We start from the raw sequence: 24,446 nt of genomic DNA on the forward strand, positions 1-24,446 counted from the left end.
CGACAGTATTTTTTCAGGCAAGCGTTACGGCGTAAAACCGTAAACTGGCGCAATCACTCTCATCCCATGGACGACAATACTTTAGGGCGATAGAAGTAATACCAGAGTGCAAAGGCTGGAAGGTAAAGACTTGCGTTCCGCTTTGACCAATTCGAGCCGGTGGAGGAGCAGGCTCGTAATGCGTGGATACAAGCTCGAGATACCTCGAATCTAGTGGATTTGATAATAGCCACTGATATCCGGTAGACGCATTTGCCTCAAGTGATATGGAAAAGGAAGGTCCTGGCGAAACATGGAGAGAGGAGGTAGATACATTCATGCTTTATCGACTCCTTTCTGTTACATGTATTCATTCATGATGGAAACTCCAGGATACGATATGTAAAACGAGGAAAAGGGGTGCCTCATTCAATAAAGGGTACGGCATAAAAATTATGTGATACTTTAGAATTTTTTACTAATGGTTAACAGCAAAAATCATTTGCCAAACTTCCAATTTTTTATGATGAAATAGTATGATATGGAAAGGAATTTGCAAAAAATTAGCGAATGAATAGGGATAAAGACATAAAATGTCGATTAAGAGCCACTAATGAGTAATCAATTTTACCTAAAAAACCAATGAGAGAAAAACAATTAGTACTACCCGGTATGGTAATTTTTTTGCATTCGCGTGTTGGCGTTTTCCAGCACTCTCCATGGGGCAAGCGGCGGTAATTTGCTCCTCTTCAATTGGGAGAAGCTTTTTCTTTGTGTCATTAATTGCTAGGAAAGGGAAAGGAAAACTGATGGAGAGCATTGCGGAGCTATTTGAAAAAAGAGAATACTACCATGCATTTCAACCCATTTGCCACCTCCCCGAAAGAAAGAGAATCGGGTATGAGGTATTACTTAGGAGTAAGGCAGGAGTAAACCCTGAGATCTTATTTCAACTGGCAAAGGAAAGAAAGAAATTACGAGAACTCGATACGCAATCGCTGCATTATGCCCTTTCTACCTTTTTTCATCAGTCAACAAAAAAAGATAGAGATCTGTTGTTTGTCAATATATTCCCTTCGACAATTACAGACTTATCCTTTCCACTCTTTATTGAAGAAGTCAGTCGTGAGTATTCGCCCTATCTGGAGCAGATCGTTTTGGAAATTAATGAATCGATCATGGAAGGGGAAGTATGGCACGATCCAATATTCAAAGAGAGAATTGCTGACCTAAAAGAAAGAGGCTTTTTGATTGCGTTGGATGATGTAGGGGAAGGAATGAACACGTTTCGTAAAATTGTAGATATCTCACCGGATTACATAAAAATTGATCGATTTTTCTCCCATGAGCTGTCTACCTCTACGGACAAGCAGGAAACCGTAAAACTATTTGTGGAATTTTGCCAGAATGATTCACAGCTAATTCTTGAAGGTGTAGAAGAAGAAGAGGACTTTGTTTGTGCTTCTTTACTTGGTGTCGTAATCGGTCAAGGATACCTGTTTGGGAAGCCAGGTAGCTTATTGGACGATTAAGGGGCAAGTGTAGAATGTGGAGGTATACATATGAGCAGTGAAAAGAATGTTTATTCTAGAAAGGCTACTCTTTCTCTTAAAATATCTGAATTTGAAGTTCCACCGATGCAAGACATGCTCATTATTGGAAGAAAAGCACCGATTGGTCCGGAAGCAGTGAGAAGAATGGCAGAAGCCCTTTCACCGGAGCAGTTTACACTTATTAAGATGGATCATCCCAAAATTGAGGCGGTTCTTCTGCGGAATACGCTTCTGCAAATGCTGGATGAGAAATTGCTGATGAAAATTGTCCTTGAGGAATCGGAGCGCATGATTAGTGATTCCATGGTGCTTCGTTCCGAATTGAAAATAGCCGTTTCCATTCAACGAGAGGTGGATTTGTTATGAACATCTCCGAAATCATGACAACATCCATTAACACCATTACCTCTGGTAAGAGTGTTTCGTACGCGGCGGAGCAGATGAATGAAAGCAACACTCGCTGGCTAGTTGTCATAGATCACGGAGTCGTTATGGGGGTCGTAACCTCCCGCGATGTTTTGTCCGCTCATCCAAATCGAATCGTAGCAGACGCCATGAGTGATCATCCGAGTTGTTTGTCCGCCGATTTAACAGTATGGGAGGCACATTCCTATCTTCAGGAGAAAAACAGGGATGTGGCTCTCATTATGAATGGAGAGCAATTAATCGGACTGCTTACAAAAGAAGCAGTTCGAATGAAAATAGCTGAGTACGTTGATCCGCTGACAGGGCTATATGAAGCACCATACATTCAGTATATAGGTGAGCAGTTTTTGAAAGAGAGCATTCCCTTTCATTTACTTTTCATAGATTTGAATGATTTTGGTCAAATTAACAAGCTGCATGGACACCCGTTCGGTGATGATGTGATCCGCAGATATTCCTCCGTACTCGCTTCGTTGGCGTCTGAGCAAGGCGATCATTTATGTCGTTATGCCGGGGATGAATTTGTGATGATCTCGACAGCAGAAGAGGAACAGATTCAGAGAGGGATTTCTCTACTGACACAACCTACTCATATACGAAATGTCAAGATTTCCGCTGCAGTCGGCCATGTGAATGGCTACGAGGAGCCGGATTTTTTTTCGCACTCCTTGCGAGATCTAATGGAAAAAGCGAGTTTGGAATCATCAGCGGCAAAATTGCACAATGATTATTCTTCACTTCCTACGTAAAATCACCTGTTGCTCGTACAGGAATAGGCGCTTGTCTTCATGCATACACTGAATGCTGAGAATACGATCCTTATCGTATCCTGCAACCTGATTCTTCTTCAGTCGTAATACTTATAGAAGCAAGCACAATTTGAAGTACAGGAGGCAATCGTGATGATCGTAACAACGACAAATACATTGCAAGGAAAAGAGATTGAAGCTTATTTGGATATAGTTAGCGGAGAAGTCATTATGGGAGCAAACGTCGTTCGTGACTTTCTTGCAGGAATTACTGACATTATCGGAGGACGAAGCGGTACTTACGAGAGTAAGCTTGCAGAAGGACGAGAAATGGCGATCCGTGAAATGAAAGAAAAAGCTCGTTCACTTGGTGCAAATGCCGTTGTTGGCGTGGATTTGGATTTTGAAACCTTGCGTGAGGGAATGATGATGGTCATTGCAACAGGTACAGCCGTACGTGTGAAGTAAGCCGGGATAAAACCGGCTTTCTTTTTTTATACAAGCTGAAACGATGGTAAAGAAAAGTGATAAGATAGGTTGAGGACGTCACATGTACAGAGAACCCAAAAATATGGTTCCAAAATATAAAGGCATGTTTGCAAAAGTATGAAAGCAGGGTGTTTGGGTGTCTGAGGTTGAAGCTGCTTTATCGAAATTTATTACGAACATAAATGCAAAGCCTACTGCAGTCGCTGGATTTGAAGCCGTATATCACTTTTTTCTGAATGGGGAAGAAGAGGGAGAGTACGAGATCATCTTTGCTAACGATCAAGCCGTTTACAATAAAGGGTTCACCTGTCAATCAAAATGCATTGTCGAGCTCTCCGATGTGGATCTGCTCAAATGGTTGAATGGGCATTTAAATCCGGCTGCTTCTATGATCACTGGAAAAGTAAAAATAAAGGGAGATATGTTATTTTCTATCAAACTCCAGACGCTCCTGCATACCTTTCAAATATAGACTTCTTTTCAAAAAAGGAGCTGGTAGTAGGCCAAAAAGAGGGCGAATAGGAATGGTTACATATACCATTAGACCCATCATTATTGAGAAATAACTGGTCAATTCCTAAAGGGTTGCGTTAAAATATGACCAATGAATGACAAGTGACTAAATCAAAAGAACGAGGGGAATCATGCGCCATATTTGTTCATTTGTAGCTGCCGTAATTCAACTGGAAGAACAATCTGTGCGTTTTGACTTTTACCAGGAGAGCCAAAGGTCTAAACCAGTACGAGAGCTATTAAAACAGCGGGCAACCTTACCACGCCATTATTTTGATTATTTATTTCATTCAGGTGTATTAGAAGTAGAATGTGACCCACCTTATCAACCAGTCGCTGCACAACCTGCTGCGATCGGGATGAACATTCGCTCTTTGGGAAGTAACGTCGTTTTTGATATGTGCTTTGCGCCGCAAACGTATAAGCTCTGGCAAAATACCGATGCGGTTTTGGAAGATATTTCCTTGTCAGCTGATCTATTTGAAGAATATGTTTACCGCTTGGGAGCCATAAGCAGATTTCGGTACCTAGGTCGTGTCGACGATCCACTCGTAGCGACACAACTAGGTGAAAATGACATGATTGAATTCAAGCGTGACTTTTTGTTATCCAAAACAGGGATTATCAAGTCGATTGTCGCCTTCGCCAATTCGAATAACGGAAATCTTTTTCTCGGAATTACGGATGAGGGAACAATCAGTGGTGTTGATCATGAAGTAGAGCATTACGGCGATCCCGATAAGTATATCCTGGCAATCACGCAATACATACAGGATAAAACGGTGCCATTGCTTACGCCATTTCCCAAAATTACCTTGCAAAAAGTCCAGGGGAAATATGTAGTTGCTATTTTTGTGGAGGTTGCATCCGAATTGATTTGCGGATTGGACAAGAACGGGGAAAAGTACGTGGTTATTCGCACGAACAATCGCTCGGTCGTGGTCAAGGACCCTCATCAAATTGGAGAAATCTATGTAAAACGAAAACTGGGCAGTGAAATCAGCCGTCGATTGGGGCTTCTGTAGCAGAATCGTGCTTGGATTGCATACACGAAGGAGGTTGCTGCATGAAATCGTCTTTACGTGCCTATCTGCTTAGTCTTTTGGTGGCAAGCATGGTAATGACTGGATGCGCGCAAGGAAGCAAGGTTAGTGAGACTGACATGAGAGATCGTATGGAAACCGAGCTGGGTGGCGTTGAAAAAGTAACCGTTATGTCTACAGACGGGCAAGAGGTTGCGCTGGACTTGCCAGTATTTCTGAAAGAGCTGCCTACACAGGGGCAGGACCTCCAGCTTTCAGCGGAGCCGTTAAAGCAGGAGGATGTACGTTTTACACTTGTTTTATATCGCAAGCAATCAGCACCACTCGTCGTAACTGTAGGAGAAAAAGCGAGCCAGTTTGGAGAAAGTACATATCGAGGAAATGGTGCTATCTATTTTTATCAGTGGATTCATAAGCAAACAGGCAAAGGGCTACTCGCCCAAAAGTTTGAGAATGGACTTTTGTCTGCAGAAGACCTGTCCAAAACGATCGTTTTGTCAGGGACTGAGCTTGAGTACATCCGAAATGTTTTAAGCACAGCAGTTCCCGAAACAGACAAAATTACCAAGCAGTTTCCTCTTTTCCCTACTTACAAAATTCGTGTTGGCTCGACACAAAAGCCGCTTGAGGTAACCGTATTGACTCCTACGGTGATTTCCGTACCTTTTGGCAGGGAGAAGCATTATTTTCACGTGGAAGGGCAATTATTTTCGCGGATGACAGCACTGCTTCCTCCGAGTGAGACAGAGGAGCACTCCATAGACCGATTATTTAAGAGTTCGCGAATACACTTGGTAGCAACAGGAGAAATGACTGGGGAAGATCGCGAGCTAGATGCTACCCAAACGACGGTTGAACAAGGAATTGCCCATCAGATTGTTCGTTTGCTACAAAAAGGAACGCGATTAGAAAATGCACCTCAAGCTCCGGGCAAAGAACAGTATCAGTTAAAATTTTTGTTGAATGGAACAGAGCGCTCAGTGGTCTTCTATCCTCGTTATTTTAAGCTGGATCAATCATGGTATGCTCACGATGAACTAGCGCAAAACGTGTGGAAATTGTTTGAAAACCTTCGAAAGTAAGTGTTTTCATTGATGAACTTTGTCTTTAATGGTCAGGATAAAGACAACATATCACTACCACTTTTGCATTTTTTGTCGTAGAATAGTAACGTTGCACTGATAGTGGTGCTTTAAGACTGGGGGAGACGAGAAGTCTTCATACCGGTCTAAAAGCCTGCCGATCTTTATCTGCCATAGGAGGATGGAGAATGAACATTCATGAGTATCAAGGTAAAGAGATACTTAAGCAGTACGGTGTAAAAGTTCCTGAAGGACGCGTAGCTTTCACAGTGGAAGAAGCTGTTGAAGCAGCAAAAGAACTTGGCACCCAAGTAAACGTAGTAAAAGCGCAAATTCACGCTGGTGGCCGTGGTAAGGCTGGCGGTGTAAAAGTTGCAAAAAATCTTGATGAAGTTCGTACATATGCCAGCGAAATTCTTGGCAAAGTACTCGTTACTCATCAAACAGGACCAGAAGGTAAAGAAGTAAAACGCCTTCTGATCGAACAAGGCTGCGACATCAAAAAAGAATACTACGTAGGTGTAGTAGTTGACCGCGCAACTGGAAGCGTTGTAATGATGGCTTCTGAAGAGGGCGGTATGGACATCGAGGAAGTAGCAGCGAATTCTCCAGAAAAAATCTTCAAAGAAGTAGTTGATCCAGTAACTGGTCTGAACGGCTTCCAAGCTCGTCGCTTGGCTTATGCGATCAACATTCCGAAAGAACTCATTAACAAAGCTGCGAAGTTCATGATGAGCTTGTACCAAGCTTTTGTTGATAAAGATGCTTCTATCGCTGAGATCAACCCATTGGTTGTAACTGGCGACGGTGAAGTAATGGCACTCGATGCGAAATTGAACTTCGACAGCAACGCACTCTACCGTCACCCTGACATCGTAGCTCTGCGCGACCTGGATGAAGAAGACGAAAAAGAAATCGAAGCTTCCAAATTCGACCTGTCCTACATCGCTCTCGATGGAAACATCGGTTGCATGGTAAACGGTGCTGGTCTGGCGATGGCTACTATGGACATCGTGAAATTCTACGGTGGAGATCCTGCTAACTTCCTTGACGTTGGTGGCGGAGCTACTGAAGAAAAAGTAACAGAAGCGTTCAAAATTATTCTCCGTGACGAAAAAGTAAAAGGTATTTTCGTCAACATTTTCGGCGGCATCATGAAGTGCGACGTTATCGCAAACGGCGTAGTGAATGCAGCAAAACAAATCAAACTGGACAAACCTCTCGTAGTTCGTCTCGAAGGTACTAACGTTGATCTGGGTAAGAAAATCCTCAACGAGTCCGGCTTGAATATCGTAGCTGCTGAATCTATGGCAGATGGCGCTGAAAAAATCGTATCCTTGGTGAAGTAAGAAAAAGCGAGTAGATACGTCAAAAAAGGTGGGAAAATTACGCGATGAGTATTCTCGTTAATAAAAATACAAAAGTAATTACGCAAGGGATTACGGGTGCAACTGGTCTGTTCCACACTCGCGGAGCCGTGGAATACGGTACACAAATGGTGGGCGGTGTAACACCTGGTAAAGGTGGCACTGAAGTTGACGGTATTCCAATTTTCAACACAGTAGCAGAAGCTGTAGCCAAAACGGGCGCAACTGCTTCCGTAATCTATGTTGCTCCTCCATTCGCTGCTGATGCGATCATGGAAGCAGTAGATGCTGAGCTGGATCTGGTTATCTGCATCACAGAAGGTATTCCTGTTCTGGACATGGTAAAAGTTAAGCGCTACATGGAAGGCAAGAAAACCCTTCTCGTAGGTCCTAACTGCCCTGGTGTTATCACTCCAGGTGAGTGCAAAATCGGTATCATGCCTGGTTACATCCACGTTCCAGGTAAAGTGGGCATCGTATCTCGCTCTGGTACCTTGACGTATGAAGCGGTTCACCAAACTTCTACTCGCGGCCTTGGTCAATCCACGGCTGTAGGTATTGGTGGAGACCCAGTAAAAGGTATGGAGTTCATTGACGTACTGAAAATGTTCAATGAGGATCCAGACACTGAAGCAGTGATCATGCTGGGTGAAATCGGTGGTACTGCGGAAGAAGAAGCAGCTGAGTGGATCGCTGCTAACATGAAAAAACCAGTAGTAGGCTTCATCGGGGGACAAACTGCTCCTGAAGGAAAACGTATGGGCCACGCTGGTGCGATCATCTCTGGTGGTAAAGGTACAGCTGCTGAGAAAATCGCGAAGCTCGAAGAATGTGGCATTCGCGTAGCGAAGACGCCTGCTGTCATCGGTGAAACTTTGGTTCAACTGCTGACTGAGCGCGGCATGCTCGACAAAGTAATGAGCAAATAAGCTTGTGAATAGCGAAAAGCGGACGGGTTATATGCCTGTCCGTTTTTATTTTTGAGTCAGACCACTGTCTTTCGATAAAATAGCACTCGAAACCGTTGAACGATGAAGTGCGACGTGGAGTAGAGGGGGAAACGATGTGCAAGTGAATCTGGTGAGCGAACGTGACTGGCTGTATTTATTGGCAAGCATCCCTGGACTTGGAAGAGTGAAGCTTAGAATGATTTACGAGCGAACCGGCTCGTTTACCGCAGCGGTGAAAAAATGGGATACCATCTCGTGTGAACTAGGGCTGCCCGCAGTGATTACTAAAGCAATATTTGATTTGCAAAAAGAAGGAGCTGCGTACATAATACTGCATGAGCGTATAGCAAAAGGTATACAGTATGTATGCTTTTTGGATGACGATTTTCCAGAACAATTGCGCCATATTCCCGATCCTCCCCTTCTATTATTTTATCGAGGGGATTTGCAGTTATTGCACAAACCTGCGATCGGTGTAGTCGGTTCACGCAAACCTACCCCGTATGGAAGAGCAAGTTGTGCCCATTTCGTAAAAGAACTCGTGCAGGCAGGACTCGTGATCATTTCAGGTGTAGCATATGGAATCGACGGGGAAGCACACGAAACGACAATAAAGAACAATGGAAAAACGGTCGGGGTTCTCGGGTGTGGAATCGATCAAGTTTATCCACTTCGTCATCGCGCACTTTACGAAAAAATAGCAGCATTGGGCTTGCTTATTTCCGAATATCCACCTGGAACACCGCCTGTACCAGGGCTGTTTCCTGAAAGAAACCGAATTATTAGTGGGCTCAGTCACGGAACATTAGTGATTGAAGCAGCAGAAAAAAGCGGATCGCTTATTACTGCAGATTGCGCATTGGAGCAAGGGAAGGATGTTTTTGCCATTCCTGGTCCAATTTTTTCATCGTTGAGCGCGGGACCGCATAACTTGATCAAACAAGGAGCAAAGCTAGTAACAAGAAGCGCTGACATTTTAGAGGAGCTGGGACATTTCTTTCATACAAAACCTGAACTTGGCTCAAGTCAAACGGCGAATGAGAACTTTTTGAACAAAGAAGAGCTGACGATCATAGAGGTTGTTACTCATGAAGGAATTCACGTAGATGACCTAGTATGTCAATTGGAACCAGATTTACGAAAAAGTCTGCACCAGATTCTGTTTCGTTTGGAAGCAAAAGGGGTGCTTGTTTCTCTTGCTGGGGGGTATTTCGCCAAGCGTTAAGCTACGCTCTTCTGCACTTGGAATCCCCTTACGTCTTGCAAGTGTTTGACAAATCGGATAAGCATATTTAATAATAGGGAAGATTCCTTACTAAAAGGGGAGGAAAAAAATGGCTGACACGCTCGTAATCGTAGAATCCCCTGCGAAAGCGAAAACCATTGGAAAATATCTGGGTAGCAAATATATTGTCAAAGCATCTATGGGACACGTGAGGGACCTCCCGAAAAGTCAAACGGGTGTGGACGTGACACGTGGCTTTGAACCCAAATACATAACCATTCGCGGTAAAGGGGACGTATTGAAGACCCTGAAAGATGCCGCAAAAAAAGTCAAGAAAGTATACCTCGCGGCCGACCCGGATCGCGAAGGGGAAGCTATTGCTTGGCATTTGGCTCAATACTTGGGGTTGGATCTGAACCAGCCGCTTCGAGTCGTATTCAATGAAATCACGAAGGATGCCATCAAGGAAGCTTTCAAACAACCGCGTCACATCAATATGGATTTGGTGAATGCGCAACAGGCTCGCCGCATTCTTGACAGATTGGTTGGATACAATATCAGCCCAATCTTGTGGAAAAAAGTGCGCAAAGGTCTTAGTGCCGGTCGTGTGCAATCCGTTACCGTAAAACTGATTCTCGATCGGGAACGGGAAATTCAGCAATTCATTCCTGAAGAATACTGGACGATCGCAAGCAAGCTCATCAGCAAGGGAAAAGACTTTGAAGCCAAATTTTATGGCTATGGAGACGAAAAAGTTGAGCTGAAGTCAGAGGCGGATGTTCAGGAAGTTTACAAAAGGATGGCGGACCAGCCGTATGTTGTTCAGAAGGTAACGAAGCGGGAACGCAAGCGGAATCCTGCGCCTCCGTTCATCACCAGCTCCTTGCAGCAAGAGGCGGCACGAAAGCTGAATTTCCGTACAGCCAAAACCATGCGGATTGCCCAAGAGCTTTACGAAGGTATTGATGTCGGTAGCAAAGAAGGGGCAGTCGGTTTGATCACCTACATGCGTACTGACTCAACCCGCATATCAACTACCGCACAAGAAGAAGCAAAAGCATACATACTGGATAAGTTTGGAGCAGAGTACATCTTGTCAGAGCCACGTACCGCTGCCAAAAACGAGAATGCGCAGGATGCTCACGAAGCAATCCGTCCGACGGCAGTTATACGTACACCGGATGAGATCAAGGAGTTTTTGTCCCGTGATCAGCTGCGCCTGTATCGCTTGATCTGGGAACGGTTCCTCGCTAGTCAAATGTCTTCTGCGGTGTTGGACACGATGAGCGTCGATATCGCCATTGGAGACGTCATCTTTCGGGCAACAGGGTCCAAGGTCAAATTTCCTGGCTTTATGAAGGTATATATCGAAGGAAATGATGACGGAAACGAAGAAGAGAGCTTTTTGCCACCGATCGAAGAGGGGCAGACACTTGAACAAAAAAGCATCGAACCGGCGCAGCATTTTACACAGCCACCGCCGAGATACTCCGAAGCGCGTTTAGTAAAGACGTTGGAGGAACAAGGCATCGGTCGTCCTTCTACCTATGCCCCTACGCTGGAAACCGTTCAAAAACGCGGCTATGTCGCCCTTGAGGAAAAACGGTTTGTACCCACAGAATTAGGAGAAATCGTAATCACTCTGATGGAGGAGTTCTTCCCTGAAATCCTCGACGTGGAGTTTACGGCACATATGGAAAGTGATCTGGACGGTATTGAAGATGGAATCGCCAACTGGGTAAATGTACTCGATGCGTTTTACGGGGGCTTTGCAAAACGGGTTTCCTTCGCGGAAGAAGAGATGAAGGAAGTCGAGCTAAAAGATGAAGAATCTGATGAGATTTGCGAGCTTTGCGGACGCGTCATGGTTTACAAGCTGGGACGCTTTGGGAAATTCCTCGCATGCTCTGGCTTCCCGGATTGTCGGAACACCAAGCCAATCGTAAAAGAAACGGGTGTAAAATGCCCACAATGTGAAACCGGAGAGATTATCGAACGTAAATCTAAGAAGAGCCGAATTTTTTATGGCTGCAATCAATATCCTGAGTGTGATTTTGTTTCCTGGGACAAACCGATTGCAAGACCATGTCCAAAATGCTCAAGTATGTTAGTTGAGAAAAAACGGAAGAAACAAGGCGTAAGCATCGCTTGTACCAAATGTGATTATCAGGAAGAAGCAGATTCCTGATGCGATACTAGAGATTTTTGTAGGTTTGGAGGATTGACAGCATGACATTGCCAACTATCACAGTGGTGGGCGCCGGTTTGGCTGGAAGTGAAGCCGCATGGCAAATTGCACAGGCCGGTGTTCCCGTAAAATTGTATGAGATGAGACCAAAAACACAGACACCTGCACACCATACAGACAAATTCGCAGAATTGGTTTGTAGCAATTCGTTGCGTGCGAACACGTTAACGAATGCCGTCGGCGTATTAAAGGAAGAAATGCGTCGATTAGGTTCTGTGATCATCAGTGCCGCGGATCGCTGTGCTGTTCCGGCAGGCGGAGCGCTCGCGGTAGACCGTCATGAGTTTGCAGATTATGTGACGGAAGCAGTGAGAAACCATCCATTGGTTGAGGTCGTCACAGATGAAATGACAGAAATTCCTCAAGGGATCGTTGTCATTGCGACAGGCCCGTTGACGTCTCCAGCACTATCCAAGGAGCTCAAGGAATTAACCGGTGAAGAATACCTATACTTTTACGACGCTGCTGCACCGATTCTCGAAAAAGAATCCATTGATATGAACAAAGTTTTCGTCGCTTCCCGTTACGATAAAGGGGAAGCAGCCTACTTGAATTGTCCAATGACGGAGGAAGAGTTCAATCGCTTTTACGATGAACTGATTGCGGCTGAAGCTGTTCCGTTGAAGGAATTTGAAAAGGAAATTTTCTTTGAGGGCTGCATGCCGATTGAAGTCATGGCAAAGCGCGGCAGACAAACGATGGTGTTTGGACCATTGAAGCCAGTAGGACTGATGGATCCGCGAACAGGTAAAAAGCCTTATGCGGTTGTACAGCTCAGACAGGACAATGGTGCTGCAACCTTGTATAACATTGTAGGCTTTCAAACCCATTTGAAATGGCCAGAGCAAAAGCGCGTGTTCTCCATGATTCCCGGTCTGGAAAATTGTGAGATCGTTCGTTACGGCGTGATGCATCGAAACACCTTTATTAACTCGCCAAAGCTTTTGAAGCCTACCTATCAGTACAAAGAGCGGGAAACCCTATTCTTTGCAGGGCAAATGACAGGTGTTGAAGGTTATGTGGAATCTGCCGCTTCCGGCTTGCTTGCAGGGATGAATGCAGCTCGACTGGCAAAGGGAGAGGAGCTACTCGTACTGCCTCCTGAAACGGTAATCGGCAGTATGGCGCGCTATATCACGACTGCCGACTCCAAACATTTTCAACCGATGAACGCTAATTTCGGCTTGGTTCCTGAGTTGCCAGAACGAATTCGAAACAAGCGTGAAAAAAATGAAAAGCTTGCTGAGCGGGCGCTAGATACAATTCAGAATTTTACACAATAACGACACAATAAACGTTGATATCCGAATTTCGACTGTGTTACTATATAGGTGCTTCGAGGAGGGTGCATCCCGTATGGACATTTCGCAACAGAATTCTGCGGATCTAGAGATGTTTACCCGTTATTTGCGAGTCGAAAAAAACGCCTCTCCTCATACGGTAAAGCAGTATGTGGCAGATATCAGCGAATTTGTCTCCTTTATGGAACAGCACCAAATCACCGTATTTGCTGCTGTTTCTTATTTGCATGGTCGCTCCTTCCTTGCACAATTAGTAGGCAGGGGGCTTTCCCGGCGAAGTATTGCGCGCAAGCTCTCCAGCTTGAGAAGCTTGTATCGCTTTTTATTGCGTGAAGGTAAGCTGGAACAAAATCCATTCCAACTCGTCTCCACTCCAAAAATGGAGAAGAAACTTCCTTCCTTTCTATATCCACAAGAGGTTCAGGCGTTTTTTGATCTGCCAGATATATCCACTCCATTAGGAATTCGCGATCGGCTGATTTTTGAACTACTGTACGCAAGTGGCATGCGCGTTATGGAGCTGGTCACACTATCTGTTAGCGCTGTAAACCCGGACATGGGTGTCGCTTTGGTATATGGAAAAGGAGCAAAAGAAAGGTATGTGCCAGTTGGGAGTTATGCTTGCGACATTCTTCGGCAATACCTAGAGTATGGAAGAGAAAAACTGCTGGCAGGAAAAGAAGACCACGGCAATCTACTCGTAAATTACCGGGGAGAACCACTATCTGATCGCAGTGTTCGCCGAATTGTAGACAAATACGTTGAATCGTACGCTCTGCATTTGCGTGTATCGCCTCATACGTTTCGGCATACATTTGCAACACATATGTTAAACGGTGGAGCTGACCTGCGTGTCGTCCAGGAGCTGCTGGGACATGTGAATGTTTCCACAACACAAGTGTATACGCATGTGACCAAAGAGCGATTACGCCATGTATATGATACCGCACATCCGCGTGCAAATTCGCGCGATACCGGTTCCGCCAATCAGCCATAAACGGGAGGAATCAGTGATGGAACAGTTTCACGCCACAACAATCTTTGCTATACAGCATAATGGATCTGTAGCGATGGCTGGAGATGGTCAAGTAACCTTTGGCAACAGTATGGTTATGAAACACGGTGCCAAGAAAGTAAGGCGTCTCTATCGTGGAGAGGTATTGGCAGGTTTCGCCGGATCAGTAGCCGATGCGATTACGCTATTTGAAAAGTTCGAAGGCAAGCTGGAGGAATACCACGGAAATCTGCAGCGCGCTGCCGTCGAGCTGGCCAAAGAGTGGCGCATGGACAAAATTTTGCGTCGCTTGGAAGCAATGATGATTGTACTGAACAAGGATCACTTACTGCTCATATCGGGAAATGGTGAAATCATCGAACCAGATGATGGGATCTTGGCGATCGGTTCGGGAGGCAGCTTTGCACTTGCTGCTGGAAGAGCACTAAAGACGTATGCACCCCACCTTAGCGCAAGAGAAATTGCAGAAGCATCACTGCGAACTGCTGCCGAGATTTGCGTGTTCACGAATAACAATCTCGTTGTGGATGAACTGAATTGAGCAAAAGGGAGGACTTTCTGTGCTGAATCTTGAGCAATTAACCCCGCGTAAGATCGTAGAGCATTTGGATAAATACATCGTCGGGCAGGCACAAGCCAAGAAAGCCATCGCTGTGGCGCTTCGTAATCGCTACCGTCGAAGCCGTTTGCCTGAACAAATAATCGATGAAGTCGTACCGAAAAATATCTTGATGATTGGGCCTACAGGCGTTGGGAAGACGGAGATTGCGCGTCGGATTGCCAAGCTTACAGGCGCACCCTTTATTAAGGTAGAAGCGACCAAATTTACAGAGGTTGGTTATGTAGGACGAGATGTAGAGTCCATGGTTCGCGATCTGGTGGAAGCCTCCATTCGAACTGTGAAGCAAGAAAAAATGGAATCAGTCAAGGAAAAAGCCGAGAAGCTCGCGAATGAAGCGATCGTAGAGGTATTGGTTCCATCACGTAAACAGCAGAGCTCGTTCAAGAATCCACTGGAGATGTTCTTCGGCGGGCAACAGCAATCGCAACAGCCAGCAAATGATCCAGAAGAGGCTTCTGTAGAGCAAGGACGTAGACAGGTAGCTTGGCAGCTGGCTAATGGTCAATTGGAAGAGCAAATCATTGAGATAGATGTGGAAGATCAGTCCCCAACGATGTTTGACATGTTCCAGGTTCCGGGAACAGAACAAATGGGGATGCAAATGCAAGATATGCTCGGAAGCCTGATGCCCAAACGAACCAAGAAGCGAAAATTGCGAATTAAAGATGCGCGAAAGGTATTAATTCAACAAGAAGCGCAAAAACTGGTTGATATGGATGAAGTAACGCAGGAATCGATTCGTCGGGCTGAGAATCACGGAATTATCTTTATTGATGAGATCGATAAGATCGCCGGAAAAGATGGCCGTGGTCCCGATGTATCCCGTGAAGGGGTCCAGCGTGATATTTTGCCGATTGTTGAGGGCTCTACAATTATGACCAAATACGGTCCAGTCAAAACGGACTACGTGTTGTTCATTGCTGCTGGAGCATTCCACATGGCAAAGCCGTCCGATCTCATACCAGAGCTGCAGGGTCGTTTTCCTATCAGAGTAGAGCTGACGAGCTTAAGCGCCCCGGATTTTGTACGGATTTTAACAGAACCGAAAAACGCGCTTCTGAAGCAGTATGTTGCCCTTTTGGAAACGGAAGGCGTCCATGTTGAGTTCACCCCAGAAGCCATCCATGAGCTAGCACGCTTAGCTGCAGAGGTAAATCAAAGCACAGACAACATCGGTGCCAGACGTTTGCACACCATACTGGAAAAGCTATTGGAGGATCTGTCCTTTGAAGCTCCAGACATCCACTTGGAGGTTGTGCAAATTACCCCTGATTACGTGACACAAAAATTAGGTAGTATCGCAGGGAACAAAGATTTGAGTCAGTATATTTTGTAATGATTATTGGGTAGGAATCACACAGACATTGGGAGGAAATAAAGATGGATCTACTGTCTAAAACAAGAAGAATTAACCGCATGCTGCAAAAATCTGCAGGTCATGCTGTTAATTTCAATGAAATGGCGCAAGTACTAAGTGATGTAATTGAAGCAAATACCTTTGTTGTAAGCCGCAAAGGTAAGCTGCTTGGCTTTGCTATTCATCAAGAAATGGATAATGCTCGTATCCGCAAAATGCTGGAAGAACGTCGTTTCCCTGAAGAATACAGCTTGGGTCTCCTGAAAGTGGATGAGACATCCGCAAACCTGGACGTAGACAGCCCTTACACCATTTTCCCTGAGGAAATGAAAGAGGTTTTCCGTGCTGGTTGGACTACATTGGTTCCAATCATCGGTGGTGGAGACCGACTGGGAACACTGATTTTGGGGCGTATCAACGATCAATTCGTAGATGACGATTTGATTTTGGCTGAAGTAGGGGCAACTGTAGTAGGAATGGAAATCTTGCGTGAGCGTTCCGAGGCAATTGAAGAAGAGGCGCGCAGCAAAGCTGTTGTACAAATGGCGATTGGTTCCCTTTCTTATAGCGAATTGGAAGCTGTTGAGCATATCTTCGAAGAGCTGGAAGGCAAAGAGGGCCTGCTTGTAGCATCGAAAATTGCTGACCGTGTAGGGATTACACGTTCTGTGATCGTAAACGCTCTGCGCAAGCTGGAGAGTGCTGGTGTGATTGAATCACGCTCTCTTGGAATGAAAGGTACATTTATTAAAGTATTGAACGAGAAGCTGTTACCTGAGCTGGAGAAGCTGAAAACCTCTTAATTCACCCTAGCCTAAAAGTTATACGAGGTTAAACAAAAGGCGTAGCAACTTATGTTGCTAGGCCTTTTTTCTTGGGTATATGTGCCTAAATTCAACAAAACTTGACACGGGTTCGCAAAATTTAATCCATAAATTCGTCAAATTCTGTATGCAAAAATATGGCAAAATCAATCGTATAATTGTAAAATGCAGTAAAAAATCAGGAGTAATATGGGATTTAGTGCGATTGAATCATTTTGAAAATCTTCATGAAAAGGGGCTTTTTTCACTAATACAGTTTTGCTATGATTGAAGCGTATCTTAAATGTCGAAAATACAGGAAATTTAGGTAGATTTGAGGAAGCTTTGACGACAAATATAGGGGGATAAGGAACATGCTGGATAGCTATCATCTTCAGGTCCTAGAACGATCGATGGACGCAGCCTCTATGCGGCACAGAGCAATCACAAACAATCTGGCCAACATAAACACCCCTTATTTCAAGAGTCAACAAGTCATCTTTGAAGAGTACTTACAAGATGAACTGAATGGGGTTATTGGCAAACAAAACTTGGAAGCTTACCGAACAAGTGAGCGGCACATTCCCTTCAAAAATAGTGGGGGCTTCGCAATGCCGCAGCTCGTGTCGAACCCGAGTGCTTACGTGCAAAACAACGGCAACAATGTGGACATGGATGCAGAAAGCGCCGAGCTCGCCAAGAATCAAATCTGGTACAACGGCTTGACACAACTGACAGCAGGATCCTTTCAGAAATTACGCAGCGTGATTGAGGGCGGAGGTAAATAAGAATGAGTTTGTTTCAAGGAATGAACGCAAGCGTTTCGGCACTTACCGCTAATCGACTGATGATGGATACGATTTCTGCGAACCTGGCGAACGCTGAGTCTACTCGATCAACTTATGTGAATGGAGCATGGCAGCCCTACAAACGAAAAATGCTTGAGTTGACACCAAGATCAGGCAATTCTTTTGACAACATGCTTCAAATGGCCGTCGGAAATGTTTATAACAGCAACGGCGGAGAGCTTGGGGTTCGGGTAACGGCCATTCGCGAGGATAATACACCGTTTAAACGAATGTACGATCCGAGCCACCCAGATGCAGATGCAGACGGATACGTGTTAATGCCAAATGTAGACCCGATGAAAGAATTCGTAGACCTCATCGCAGCTTCAAGAGCCTATGAGGCGAATGTTACCGCATTTAACGCATCAAAGTCGATGATGATGAAAGCTTTGGAAATTAGATAAAGCAGGTGGTCAGTAACCGATGGATATTAATGCTCTTTCTCAGGTAAATGCGATTCGGACTCCAAGCGTAAATAAACTGCAAACACCAGCAGAGGTAGCAAAAGGGTTTTCCTCATTTTTATCCGATGCGATCAACGAAGTGAATCAAGCACAAGTCGAGTCCGCCATTCTCAGCGACAAATTTGCTGCAAAAGAGATTGAGGATATTCACCAAGTAACAGCAGCAGGCCAAAAATCTTCAATCATGCTTCAGATGACCTTGCAAGTACGCAACAAGGTGATCGAGTCCTATCAAGAAATAATGCGTATGTCTATATGATTTGTTGTTGGTATCCTGTGAGAGGTGAATCATGAACGAGCGTCTGGCAGTATTCAGAGAACAGCTTATGTCCAAGTGGAACCAGTTTTCAAAGAAACAAAAGTGGATGATTGTTGGAATTACCCTATTTCTCCTCATATCTCTTGGCTTATACATATACATAGCTTCTCAACCGGTATACAAGCCACTATATAATCAACGACTGAGTGAGCAAGAGATTGGGGCAATCAAGAAAGAGTTAGACGGTTCCAAAATCCCGTATCGAATCACTGGGAATGGAACAGAGATTGAGGTACCTGAAAAAGTAGCTCAAGATGTCATTGTTGATCTTGCTGCACAGGGAATTCCAAGTCAGGCAGGAATCAACTCCGAAATTTTTTCCAACACACTTGGTGTGACAGATCGTCAATTTGATGTCATGAAAAAAGAAGCACTGCAACAGGAATTGCGCAAGATGCTGGAACGAGTGAAAGGTGTGCGGAGTGCACAAGTCATGATTACCTTGCCACAAGAAAGCTTGTGGGTAACGGAAACTCCGGATACAGCAACGGCTTCTGTCATCGTTGACGTAGAACCAGGCACAGCCCTTGATCAAAAACAAATTAATTCTCTCTACCTGCTCGTATCGCGAAGCGTTCCGAAGCTGCCAATGGAAGCAATAGCCATTACGGATCAGTATTCCAACACGTTGGAGCGTACGGACGGGAAAGATAGTGAAGGGTCTTTAAGCAGTTTTAAACAACAAGAAGATATCAAAGCGGAAGTAGAAAAGAAAATACAGCAGAACCTGTATAATCTTCTGGGAACCATCATGGGTAGGGACAAAGTGATTGTTCATACCTTTGTCAAAATGAATTTTGATAAAGAAAACCGTGTGGAAAATCTCGTAGAGGCACCAGACAAGGAAAATAACGAAGGTCTTATCATTTCATCACAAAAATTATCAAAAGCATTTTCTGGACAAGGTGTACCACCGGGTGGAATTGGCGGTATGGGTGATAACGCTTCTCCTCAATACCAGGCAAATACTCCAAACGGAAACAACAGTCAATATGAAGAATTAAATGACACGATTAACCGAGAAGTAAATCGAATCACGCGAAACGTCGTAAAGAGTCCATACGAAATCGAAGACTTGACGATTAACGTAGGTGTTGAACCACCAGCTGGAGCTCAGCTAGACCCAGCTACGATTGATAGCATCAAACAAGTATTGCGTAATGTTGTACGTGTGACATTAAGTAACCAAGCAATTGACTTAACCCAAGACGAGCTGGATAAACATATTTCTGTCTTCCCGCGCGAGTTCTCAGGAAAAGTGGCTTTAGAAGATAGCAGTTCTCTTAGCCCGACTGTACTTTGGACTGTTGGTGGCATTGCAGCATTGGCACTCGCAGCAGTTGCATTCCTTTTGGTTCGCAGACGTAGCCAAGCCAAACAGCAGCAGGAAAATGAAGATGTTCAAGACTTGCTGACACCATCTCAATCGTTGGACGTTCCCGATTTGATTTATCAGGAAGATGGGGACCAGGTTATGGTCAGAAAGCAGCTTGAAAAATTGGCGCGAAGCAAGCCAGATGAATTTGTAGTTCTGCTTCGTACATGGCTAGCAGAAGATTAAGGAGTGAAAGGTATGGCTCGCGGCGCTAAAGAGTTGACAGGACGTCAAAAAGCTGCAATTCTTCTTATCTCACTCGGGCCGGAAATCTCTGCCCAGGTGTTCAAACACTTGCGTGAAGATGAGATCGAGCAACTGACATTGGAAATTGCCAATGTTCGTAAAGTCGATACGGATGAAAAAGATAAAATTCTTGCAGAGTTTCATCAGATCGCGGTAGCAAAAGAAGTCATCGCGCAAGGTGGTATAACGTACGCAAAAGATATTTTGCAAAAGGCATTGGGCGAAACCAAAGCCATGGATATTATTAACCGACTGACAGCTAACCTGCAGGTAAGGCCATTTGATTTTGCTAGGAAAGCTGATCCTGGTCAAATCCTGAACTTTATCCAGAATGAACATCCGCAAACGATTGCTCTCGTCTTGTCTTATCTGGAAGCACAGCAGGCGGCAATGATCTTGTCCGCTCTTCCGCAGGAGAGCCAGGCTGAGGTAGCAAAACGCATTGCCACGATGGATAGTACTTCTCCAGAAGTAATCGCACAGGTTGAGCAAGTACTGGAGCAAAAGCTGTCTGCAACGGTTACGCAGGATTACACACAGGCTGGTGGCATCGAAGCGATCGTGGCTGTACTCAATGGTGTCGATCGAGGTACCGAGCGTACGATTCTGGATTCACTCGAGATTCAGGACCCCGAGCTGGCAGAAGAAATCAAGAAGCGCATGTTCGTTTTCGAAGATATTGCTACTTTGGACAATCGCTCCATTCAACGCGTTATTCGCGATGTGGAGAATGCCGATTTGCAGCTCTCGCTCAAAGTATCCAGCGAGGAAGTACGGGAAGTTATTTTCCGGAATATGTCCAAACGGATGGCCGATACGTTCAAAGAAGAAATGGAATTTATGGGACCCGTTCGTTTACGCGATGTAGAAGAAGCACAATCACGTATCGTCGCCATTATCCGTCGCCTAGAGGAGGCTGGTGAGATCATCATCGCTCGCGGTGGAGGAGATGATATCATTGTCTAGGATCATCAAGATGGCCAATTATCGGCCTTCAGAGGACTCAGTTCTCCTCTCGGTGACGCCTGTACCTTTTAAGACGGAGCAAAGTTCCGAAAGGTTGCAAGAAAATATACAAATTATTAATCAAGCAGAAATAGAAGCAAAAACGATCATTATCGATGCCGAAGAAACCGCGCAAAAAATCTTGCAGCAGGCTTCAGAGCAGGCTGAACAGATGAAGGAACAGGTTCAAGAAGAAATCAATTCGTGGTGGGAACAAAAACGCATGGAAGCAGCTGCTCTCTTTCAACAGGTGCAGGAAGAAGCGAAGCAGGATGGCTACGACGCCGGATATGAGGATGGCAAGCGACAGGCTTATGAGGAGCAAGTGGATACCATTACAAAGGCGAAGACACTCTTGGAAGAAGCCTACGACGAAAAGCAGCAGATTATTTCGGAGGCGGAACCATTTTTAGTAGATCTCAGTATTGAGGTCGCGAAAAAGGTGATTGGAGGGGAATTAAAACAATCACCAGAGCAGGTCCTGGAAATGTCTAAAAAAGTTCTCAGCCGCTCCCGCGTTCACGGACAAATAACAGTTTGCGTGAATCACCATTATTTTGATTATATTCAGGAGCATCGCCCACAGCTGCTTGAATTGCTGGATGGACAAGCTGAGCTTTCCATTTATCCGGATCACACCGTACAGGACGGAGGATGCGTGATTCGTACTCAATTGGGGAGTGTAGATGCACGTGTAGACACACAACTGAGCGAAATAAAGCAGGCGCTGCTGGAAATTGCGCGAGGAAGTGAAATGACATGAGCATCCTAGATCTTTCAAAGTACAAGCAAGTACTCCAAGGATTGGACCCGATGCGAGTAAATGGAAAAGTAACCCAGGTAGTGGGACTTACGATTGAATCGCAAGGTCCAGAGGTAAAGCTCGGTGAGGTTTGTCATTTGTACCCGACGAATAGCAAAGAACCGATTATAGCGGAAGTGGTTGGATTTCGTGAAAACAAAGTGTTATTGATGCCACTTGGTGAATTGACGTCTATCGGCCCTGGCTGCGATGTCGTGGCAACAGGCAGGTCCCTAGAAGTAAAAGTGGGGCCGGAGATTCTTGGTTCTGTTTTAGACGGATTAGGACGTCCGTATCAGGGCTCTCTCCCTTTCGGACTTTCTACGTATCCAACGAACAATCTACCGCCAAATCCGATTCTTCGCCCTCGAATAAAAGAAGCATTAAGTGTAGGGGTGCGTGCCATCGACGGGCTACTTACAATCGGACAAGGACAACGCGTCGGTATTTTTGCCGGATCCGGTGTCGGAAAGAGTACGTTGATGGGCATGATTGCCCGGAATACAACGGCAGATATCAATGTCATCGGGCTGATCGGTGAACGCGGTCGTGAGGTTATGGAGTTTATTGAGAAGGATCTGGGGGAAGAAGGACTAAAGAGATCGGTTGTTGTCGTTGCTACTTCCGATCAGCCTGCCATGATCCGGATCAAAGGCGCGATGATCGCTACGTCCATTGCGGAATATTTCCGTGATCGCGGATTGAATGTCATGCTTATGATGGATTCGGTCACCCGTTTTGCGATGGCCCAACGTGAAGTTGGTCTTGCGATTGGTGAGCCACCAGCTACACGCGGCTATACGCCCTCTGTCTTTGCCCTGCTTCCTAAGCTGATGGAAAGAGCGGGAACGGCGGACCGAGGCAGCATTACAGCCTTTTACACCGTGCTGGTAGACTCTGATGATATGAATGATCCGATCGCTGATGCGGCGCGCGGGATTTTGGACGGGCATATTGTACTCGACCGAAAAATCGCTCAAAAAGGTCATTTCCCTGCCATTGATGTGATGGCGAGTGTCAGCAGGGTCATGAGCGACATCGTCAGTGATGCGCATGGTGAAGCAGCCAGACAGTTAAAACGACATTTAGCCACTTTTCGTGAAGCAGAAGATCTCATTAATATTGGCGCGTATAAGCCAGGTACTAACAGAGAAATTGATGCGGCAATTCGTTATCGGGATGTTATACGTGAATTTACGGCACAAGGGACGCATGAGCCCTCCACTTTGAAAAGTGCTATAAAAGCGTTGACGACCCATTTCGGAGGAGTGAACTAGAGTGAAGGTGTTCCAGTTTCATCTTCAAAAGGTTTTGGATCTGAAGGAAAAAGAAAAAGAGCAGGCAGAATGGGCATTCGGGAAATCTATTCAACGGAAGAATGAAGAAGAGTGGAAGCTGTATCAGCTAAATGAGCAGCATGACCAAATGACCCATTTGATCCAGGAAGTACAGGAGCAGACATGCAGTGCGGCCGAGCTCATTTCTATCACCCAGTACCAACAGTCTGTTGCCAGATCCATTAAAAACCAGAGAAGAACGCTGCACGGATGTGAACAAGATGTTGAGCGCTGTCAATCTCATTTGACGGAACGCATGAAAGAGTCTCAATTATGGAATCGACTGCGTGAACGATCTCTCCATCAATTTCTAGACGCAGAAAAACTGAGAGAGCAAAAAGAGTTGGACGAGATTGGCACTCAGCTCTATCTTCGTCGAAGCAACTGAGGGAGGTACACGATGGAAGAAATCCAAGAAGAACGAGAGTACGGCAGGTGGGAATGGTTTTTCTACATGATTGTCATTCCTGCGCTGTTCGCTTGTATCCTTGGTGGCGTGCTTTTGAGCTTACTGGGGATCAATGTGCTCGGCAATGTTCTAACCTGGGCTAACTCCATACCGTACGTGGAAAAATTAATCCCGGACGATTATGTGGCGACTCCCGATAAGAATGAAAAACCTGAGCTCATGAAACAGGTAACAAACCTGCAAAACGATCAAGCGAAAAATCAACAGGCGATGGCCTCGCTTCAAGCAGAGGCGTCGAAAAAAGACTCTACGATCCAAGCTCTTGAGAAGCAGGTAGAGGATCTTAATAAGATGATGGAAGAAAAGCGTGCAACAGAAGCAGAACGGCAGCAGCAATACACTGATTTGGCCAAGGTGTATACAACGATGTCAGCCAAAAACGCAGCGGCTATCATTGAGAATTTGAAATTGACCGAATCCGTCACGGTGATGAGTAAGATGAAGCCTGCACAGCGAGCAGACATTCTGGCCAAAATGGATCCGAAAACTGCTGCCGATATTTCTATCCTGCTTAAGGATTCTGTTGTAGCCAAAGATGATGATATCGCTGCCCTGCAAGATCGTGTGAAGGTATTGACGGAGGCTTTAGGCGAACAACGAAAAGGGCAGGACCAGCTTCCTACTGGCAATATCAACGATTCTTTAGCAAAGTCTTTTGCAGCGATGTCACCTGATGATTCAGCAGCGGTTATCCGTTCGCTGATGGAGACAAACAAGGCGAAGGCACTTAAGCTCATGACTGGAATGCCCGAGGATAAACGGGCTCAAACTCTCGCTGCGATTGCCAAAACAGATAAGAAGAATAGCGACAACCTGGCGGCACGCATCACCGAAGAGTTGCTTCGATAAAAGACAGTTC

Annotated in this window: 26 protein-coding genes; 25 read left to right on the forward strand and 1 reads right to left on the reverse strand. The window is 45.3% G+C overall.

What is annotated here, in order from left to right:
- Positions 1 to 13 precede the first annotated feature (13 nt).
- A complete protein-coding gene (locus ADS79_RS34345) occupies positions 14 to 319 on the reverse strand; it encodes a protease inhibitor I42 family protein (RefSeq protein ID WP_084765832.1) in 306 nt (101 codons plus the stop codon).
- Between the two features lie 469 nt (positions 320 to 788).
- Here ADS79_RS34345 and ADS79_RS12690 point away from each other — a divergent pair, with 469 nt between their 5' ends.
- The 25 genes from ADS79_RS12690 to ADS79_RS12810 all read left to right on the forward strand — a co-directional run bounded on the left by ADS79_RS12690 (position 789) and on the right by ADS79_RS12810 (position 24,436).
- The gene (locus ADS79_RS12690; RefSeq protein WP_049739083.1) at positions 789 to 1,511 is read left to right on the forward strand and encodes an EAL domain-containing protein; all 723 of its coding nucleotides are present in this window, start codon (positions 789 to 791) and stop codon (positions 1,509 to 1,511) included.
- Positions 1,512 to 1,541: 30 nt separating this feature from the next.
- Entirely contained in the window at positions 1,542 to 1,898 is a 357-nt protein-coding gene (locus ADS79_RS12695; protein WP_049738752.1) for a hypothetical protein, read from the forward strand.
- Complete coding sequence (locus ADS79_RS12700; RefSeq protein ID WP_049738753.1) at positions 1,895 to 2,707, forward strand: diguanylate cyclase domain-containing protein; 813 nt, start codon at positions 1,895 to 1,897, stop codon at positions 2,705 to 2,707. The genes ADS79_RS12695 and ADS79_RS12700 overlap by 4 nt, the downstream gene beginning before the upstream one ends.
- Positions 2,708 to 2,860: 153 nt before the next feature.
- Complete coding sequence (locus ADS79_RS12705) at positions 2,861 to 3,175, forward strand: YbjQ family protein (RefSeq protein ID WP_049738754.1); 315 nt, start codon at positions 2,861 to 2,863, stop codon at positions 3,173 to 3,175.
- Between the two features lie 157 nt (positions 3,176 to 3,332).
- The gene (locus ADS79_RS12710) at positions 3,333 to 3,668 is read left to right on the forward strand and encodes an SCP2 sterol-binding domain-containing protein (RefSeq protein WP_236699965.1); all 336 of its coding nucleotides are present in this window, start codon (positions 3,333 to 3,335) and stop codon (positions 3,666 to 3,668) included.
- 172 nt (positions 3,669 to 3,840) lie between these two features.
- The gene (locus ADS79_RS12715; protein ID WP_049738755.1) at positions 3,841 to 4,734 is read left to right on the forward strand and encodes an AlbA family DNA-binding domain-containing protein; all 894 of its coding nucleotides are present in this window, start codon (positions 3,841 to 3,843) and stop codon (positions 4,732 to 4,734) included.
- A gap of 41 nt (positions 4,735 to 4,775) precedes the next feature.
- On the forward strand, positions 4,776 to 5,834 hold the full coding sequence (locus tag ADS79_RS12720; protein ID WP_049738756.1) for a hypothetical protein: 1,059 nt from the start codon (positions 4,776 to 4,778) through the stop codon (positions 5,832 to 5,834).
- A gap of 188 nt (positions 5,835 to 6,022) precedes the next feature.
- Positions 6,023 to 7,183, forward strand: a complete 1,161-nt coding sequence (sucC, locus tag ADS79_RS12725; protein WP_049738757.1) for an ADP-forming succinate--CoA ligase subunit beta — start codon at positions 6,023 to 6,025, stop codon at positions 7,181 to 7,183.
- A 44-nt stretch (positions 7,184 to 7,227) separates the two neighbouring features.
- Positions 7,228 to 8,130, forward strand: coding sequence for a succinate--CoA ligase subunit alpha (sucD, locus tag ADS79_RS12730; protein ID WP_049738758.1), 903 nt, complete (start codon positions 7,228 to 7,230; stop codon positions 8,128 to 8,130).
- A 136-nt stretch (positions 8,131 to 8,266) separates the two neighbouring features.
- The gene (gene dprA / locus ADS79_RS12735) at positions 8,267 to 9,376 is read left to right on the forward strand and encodes a DNA-processing protein DprA (RefSeq protein WP_049738759.1); all 1,110 of its coding nucleotides are present in this window, start codon (positions 8,267 to 8,269) and stop codon (positions 9,374 to 9,376) included.
- 109 nt (positions 9,377 to 9,485) lie between these two features.
- The gene (gene topA, locus ADS79_RS12740) at positions 9,486 to 11,564 is read left to right on the forward strand and encodes a type I DNA topoisomerase (protein ID WP_049738760.1); all 2,079 of its coding nucleotides are present in this window, start codon (positions 9,486 to 9,488) and stop codon (positions 11,562 to 11,564) included.
- 41 nt (positions 11,565 to 11,605) lie between these two features.
- Positions 11,606 to 12,907: an FADH(2)-oxidizing methylenetetrahydrofolate--tRNA-(uracil(54)-C(5))-methyltransferase TrmFO gene (gene trmFO, locus ADS79_RS12745; RefSeq protein WP_049738761.1), complete on the forward strand. Its 1,302-nt coding sequence runs from the start codon at positions 11,606 to 11,608 to the stop codon at positions 12,905 to 12,907.
- Between the two features lie 73 nt (positions 12,908 to 12,980).
- Positions 12,981 to 13,922 (forward strand): tyrosine recombinase XerC, encoded by a 942-nt coding sequence (xerC, locus tag ADS79_RS12750; protein ID WP_049738762.1) that lies wholly within the window; start codon positions 12,981 to 12,983, stop codon positions 13,920 to 13,922.
- Between the two features lie 16 nt (positions 13,923 to 13,938).
- Positions 13,939 to 14,481 (forward strand): ATP-dependent protease subunit HslV, encoded by a 543-nt coding sequence (gene hslV / locus ADS79_RS12755; protein WP_049738763.1) that lies wholly within the window; start codon positions 13,939 to 13,941, stop codon positions 14,479 to 14,481.
- A gap of 19 nt (positions 14,482 to 14,500) precedes the next feature.
- Complete coding sequence (gene hslU / locus ADS79_RS12760) at positions 14,501 to 15,898, forward strand: ATP-dependent protease ATPase subunit HslU (protein WP_141261008.1); 1,398 nt, start codon at positions 14,501 to 14,503, stop codon at positions 15,896 to 15,898.
- A gap of 44 nt (positions 15,899 to 15,942) precedes the next feature.
- Positions 15,943 to 16,722 (forward strand): GTP-sensing pleiotropic transcriptional regulator CodY, encoded by a 780-nt coding sequence (codY, locus tag ADS79_RS12765; protein WP_049738765.1) that lies wholly within the window; start codon positions 15,943 to 15,945, stop codon positions 16,720 to 16,722.
- 374 nt (positions 16,723 to 17,096) lie between these two features.
- Positions 17,097 to 17,510, forward strand: coding sequence for a flagellar basal body rod protein FlgB (gene flgB, locus ADS79_RS12770; protein ID WP_049738766.1), 414 nt, complete (start codon positions 17,097 to 17,099; stop codon positions 17,508 to 17,510).
- A 2-nt stretch (positions 17,511 to 17,512) separates the two neighbouring features.
- Positions 17,513 to 17,974, forward strand: coding sequence for a flagellar basal body rod protein FlgC (flgC, locus tag ADS79_RS12775; protein WP_049738767.1), 462 nt, complete (start codon positions 17,513 to 17,515; stop codon positions 17,972 to 17,974).
- A 19-nt stretch (positions 17,975 to 17,993) separates the two neighbouring features.
- Positions 17,994 to 18,293, forward strand: coding sequence for a flagellar hook-basal body complex protein FliE (gene fliE, locus ADS79_RS12780; protein WP_049738768.1), 300 nt, complete (start codon positions 17,994 to 17,996; stop codon positions 18,291 to 18,293).
- Between the two features lie 31 nt (positions 18,294 to 18,324).
- Entirely contained in the window at positions 18,325 to 19,914 is a 1,590-nt protein-coding gene (gene fliF, locus ADS79_RS12785; RefSeq protein WP_049738769.1) for a flagellar basal-body MS-ring/collar protein FliF, read from the forward strand.
- A gap of 12 nt (positions 19,915 to 19,926) precedes the next feature.
- Positions 19,927 to 20,940 carry a flagellar motor switch protein FliG gene (gene fliG / locus ADS79_RS12790; protein WP_049738770.1) on the forward strand — a complete coding sequence of 338 codons (1,014 nt, stop codon included), beginning with the start codon at positions 19,927 to 19,929 and terminating at the stop codon, positions 20,938 to 20,940.
- Complete coding sequence (gene fliH / locus ADS79_RS12795) at positions 20,924 to 21,742, forward strand: flagellar assembly protein FliH (RefSeq protein WP_049738771.1); 819 nt, start codon at positions 20,924 to 20,926, stop codon at positions 21,740 to 21,742. The genes fliG and fliH overlap by 17 nt, the downstream gene beginning before the upstream one ends.
- Positions 21,739 to 23,058, forward strand: a complete 1,320-nt coding sequence (fliI, locus tag ADS79_RS12800; RefSeq protein ID WP_049738772.1) for a flagellar protein export ATPase FliI — start codon at positions 21,739 to 21,741, stop codon at positions 23,056 to 23,058. Before fliH ends, fliI begins: the two co-directional genes overlap by 4 nt.
- 1 nt (position 23,059) lies before the next feature.
- A complete protein-coding gene (gene fliJ / locus ADS79_RS12805) occupies positions 23,060 to 23,506 on the forward strand; it encodes a flagellar export protein FliJ (RefSeq protein ID WP_049738773.1) in 447 nt (148 codons plus the stop codon).
- 12 nt (positions 23,507 to 23,518) lie between these two features.
- Positions 23,519 to 24,436: a MotE family protein gene (locus tag ADS79_RS12810; protein WP_049738774.1), complete on the forward strand. Its 918-nt coding sequence runs from the start codon at positions 23,519 to 23,521 to the stop codon at positions 24,434 to 24,436.
- Positions 24,437 to 24,446: the final 10 nt, after the last annotated feature.

The organism is Brevibacillus reuszeri, assembly GCF_001187725.1.
Taxonomy (GTDB): domain Bacteria; phylum Bacillota; class Bacilli; order Brevibacillales; family Brevibacillaceae; genus Brevibacillus; species Brevibacillus reuszeri.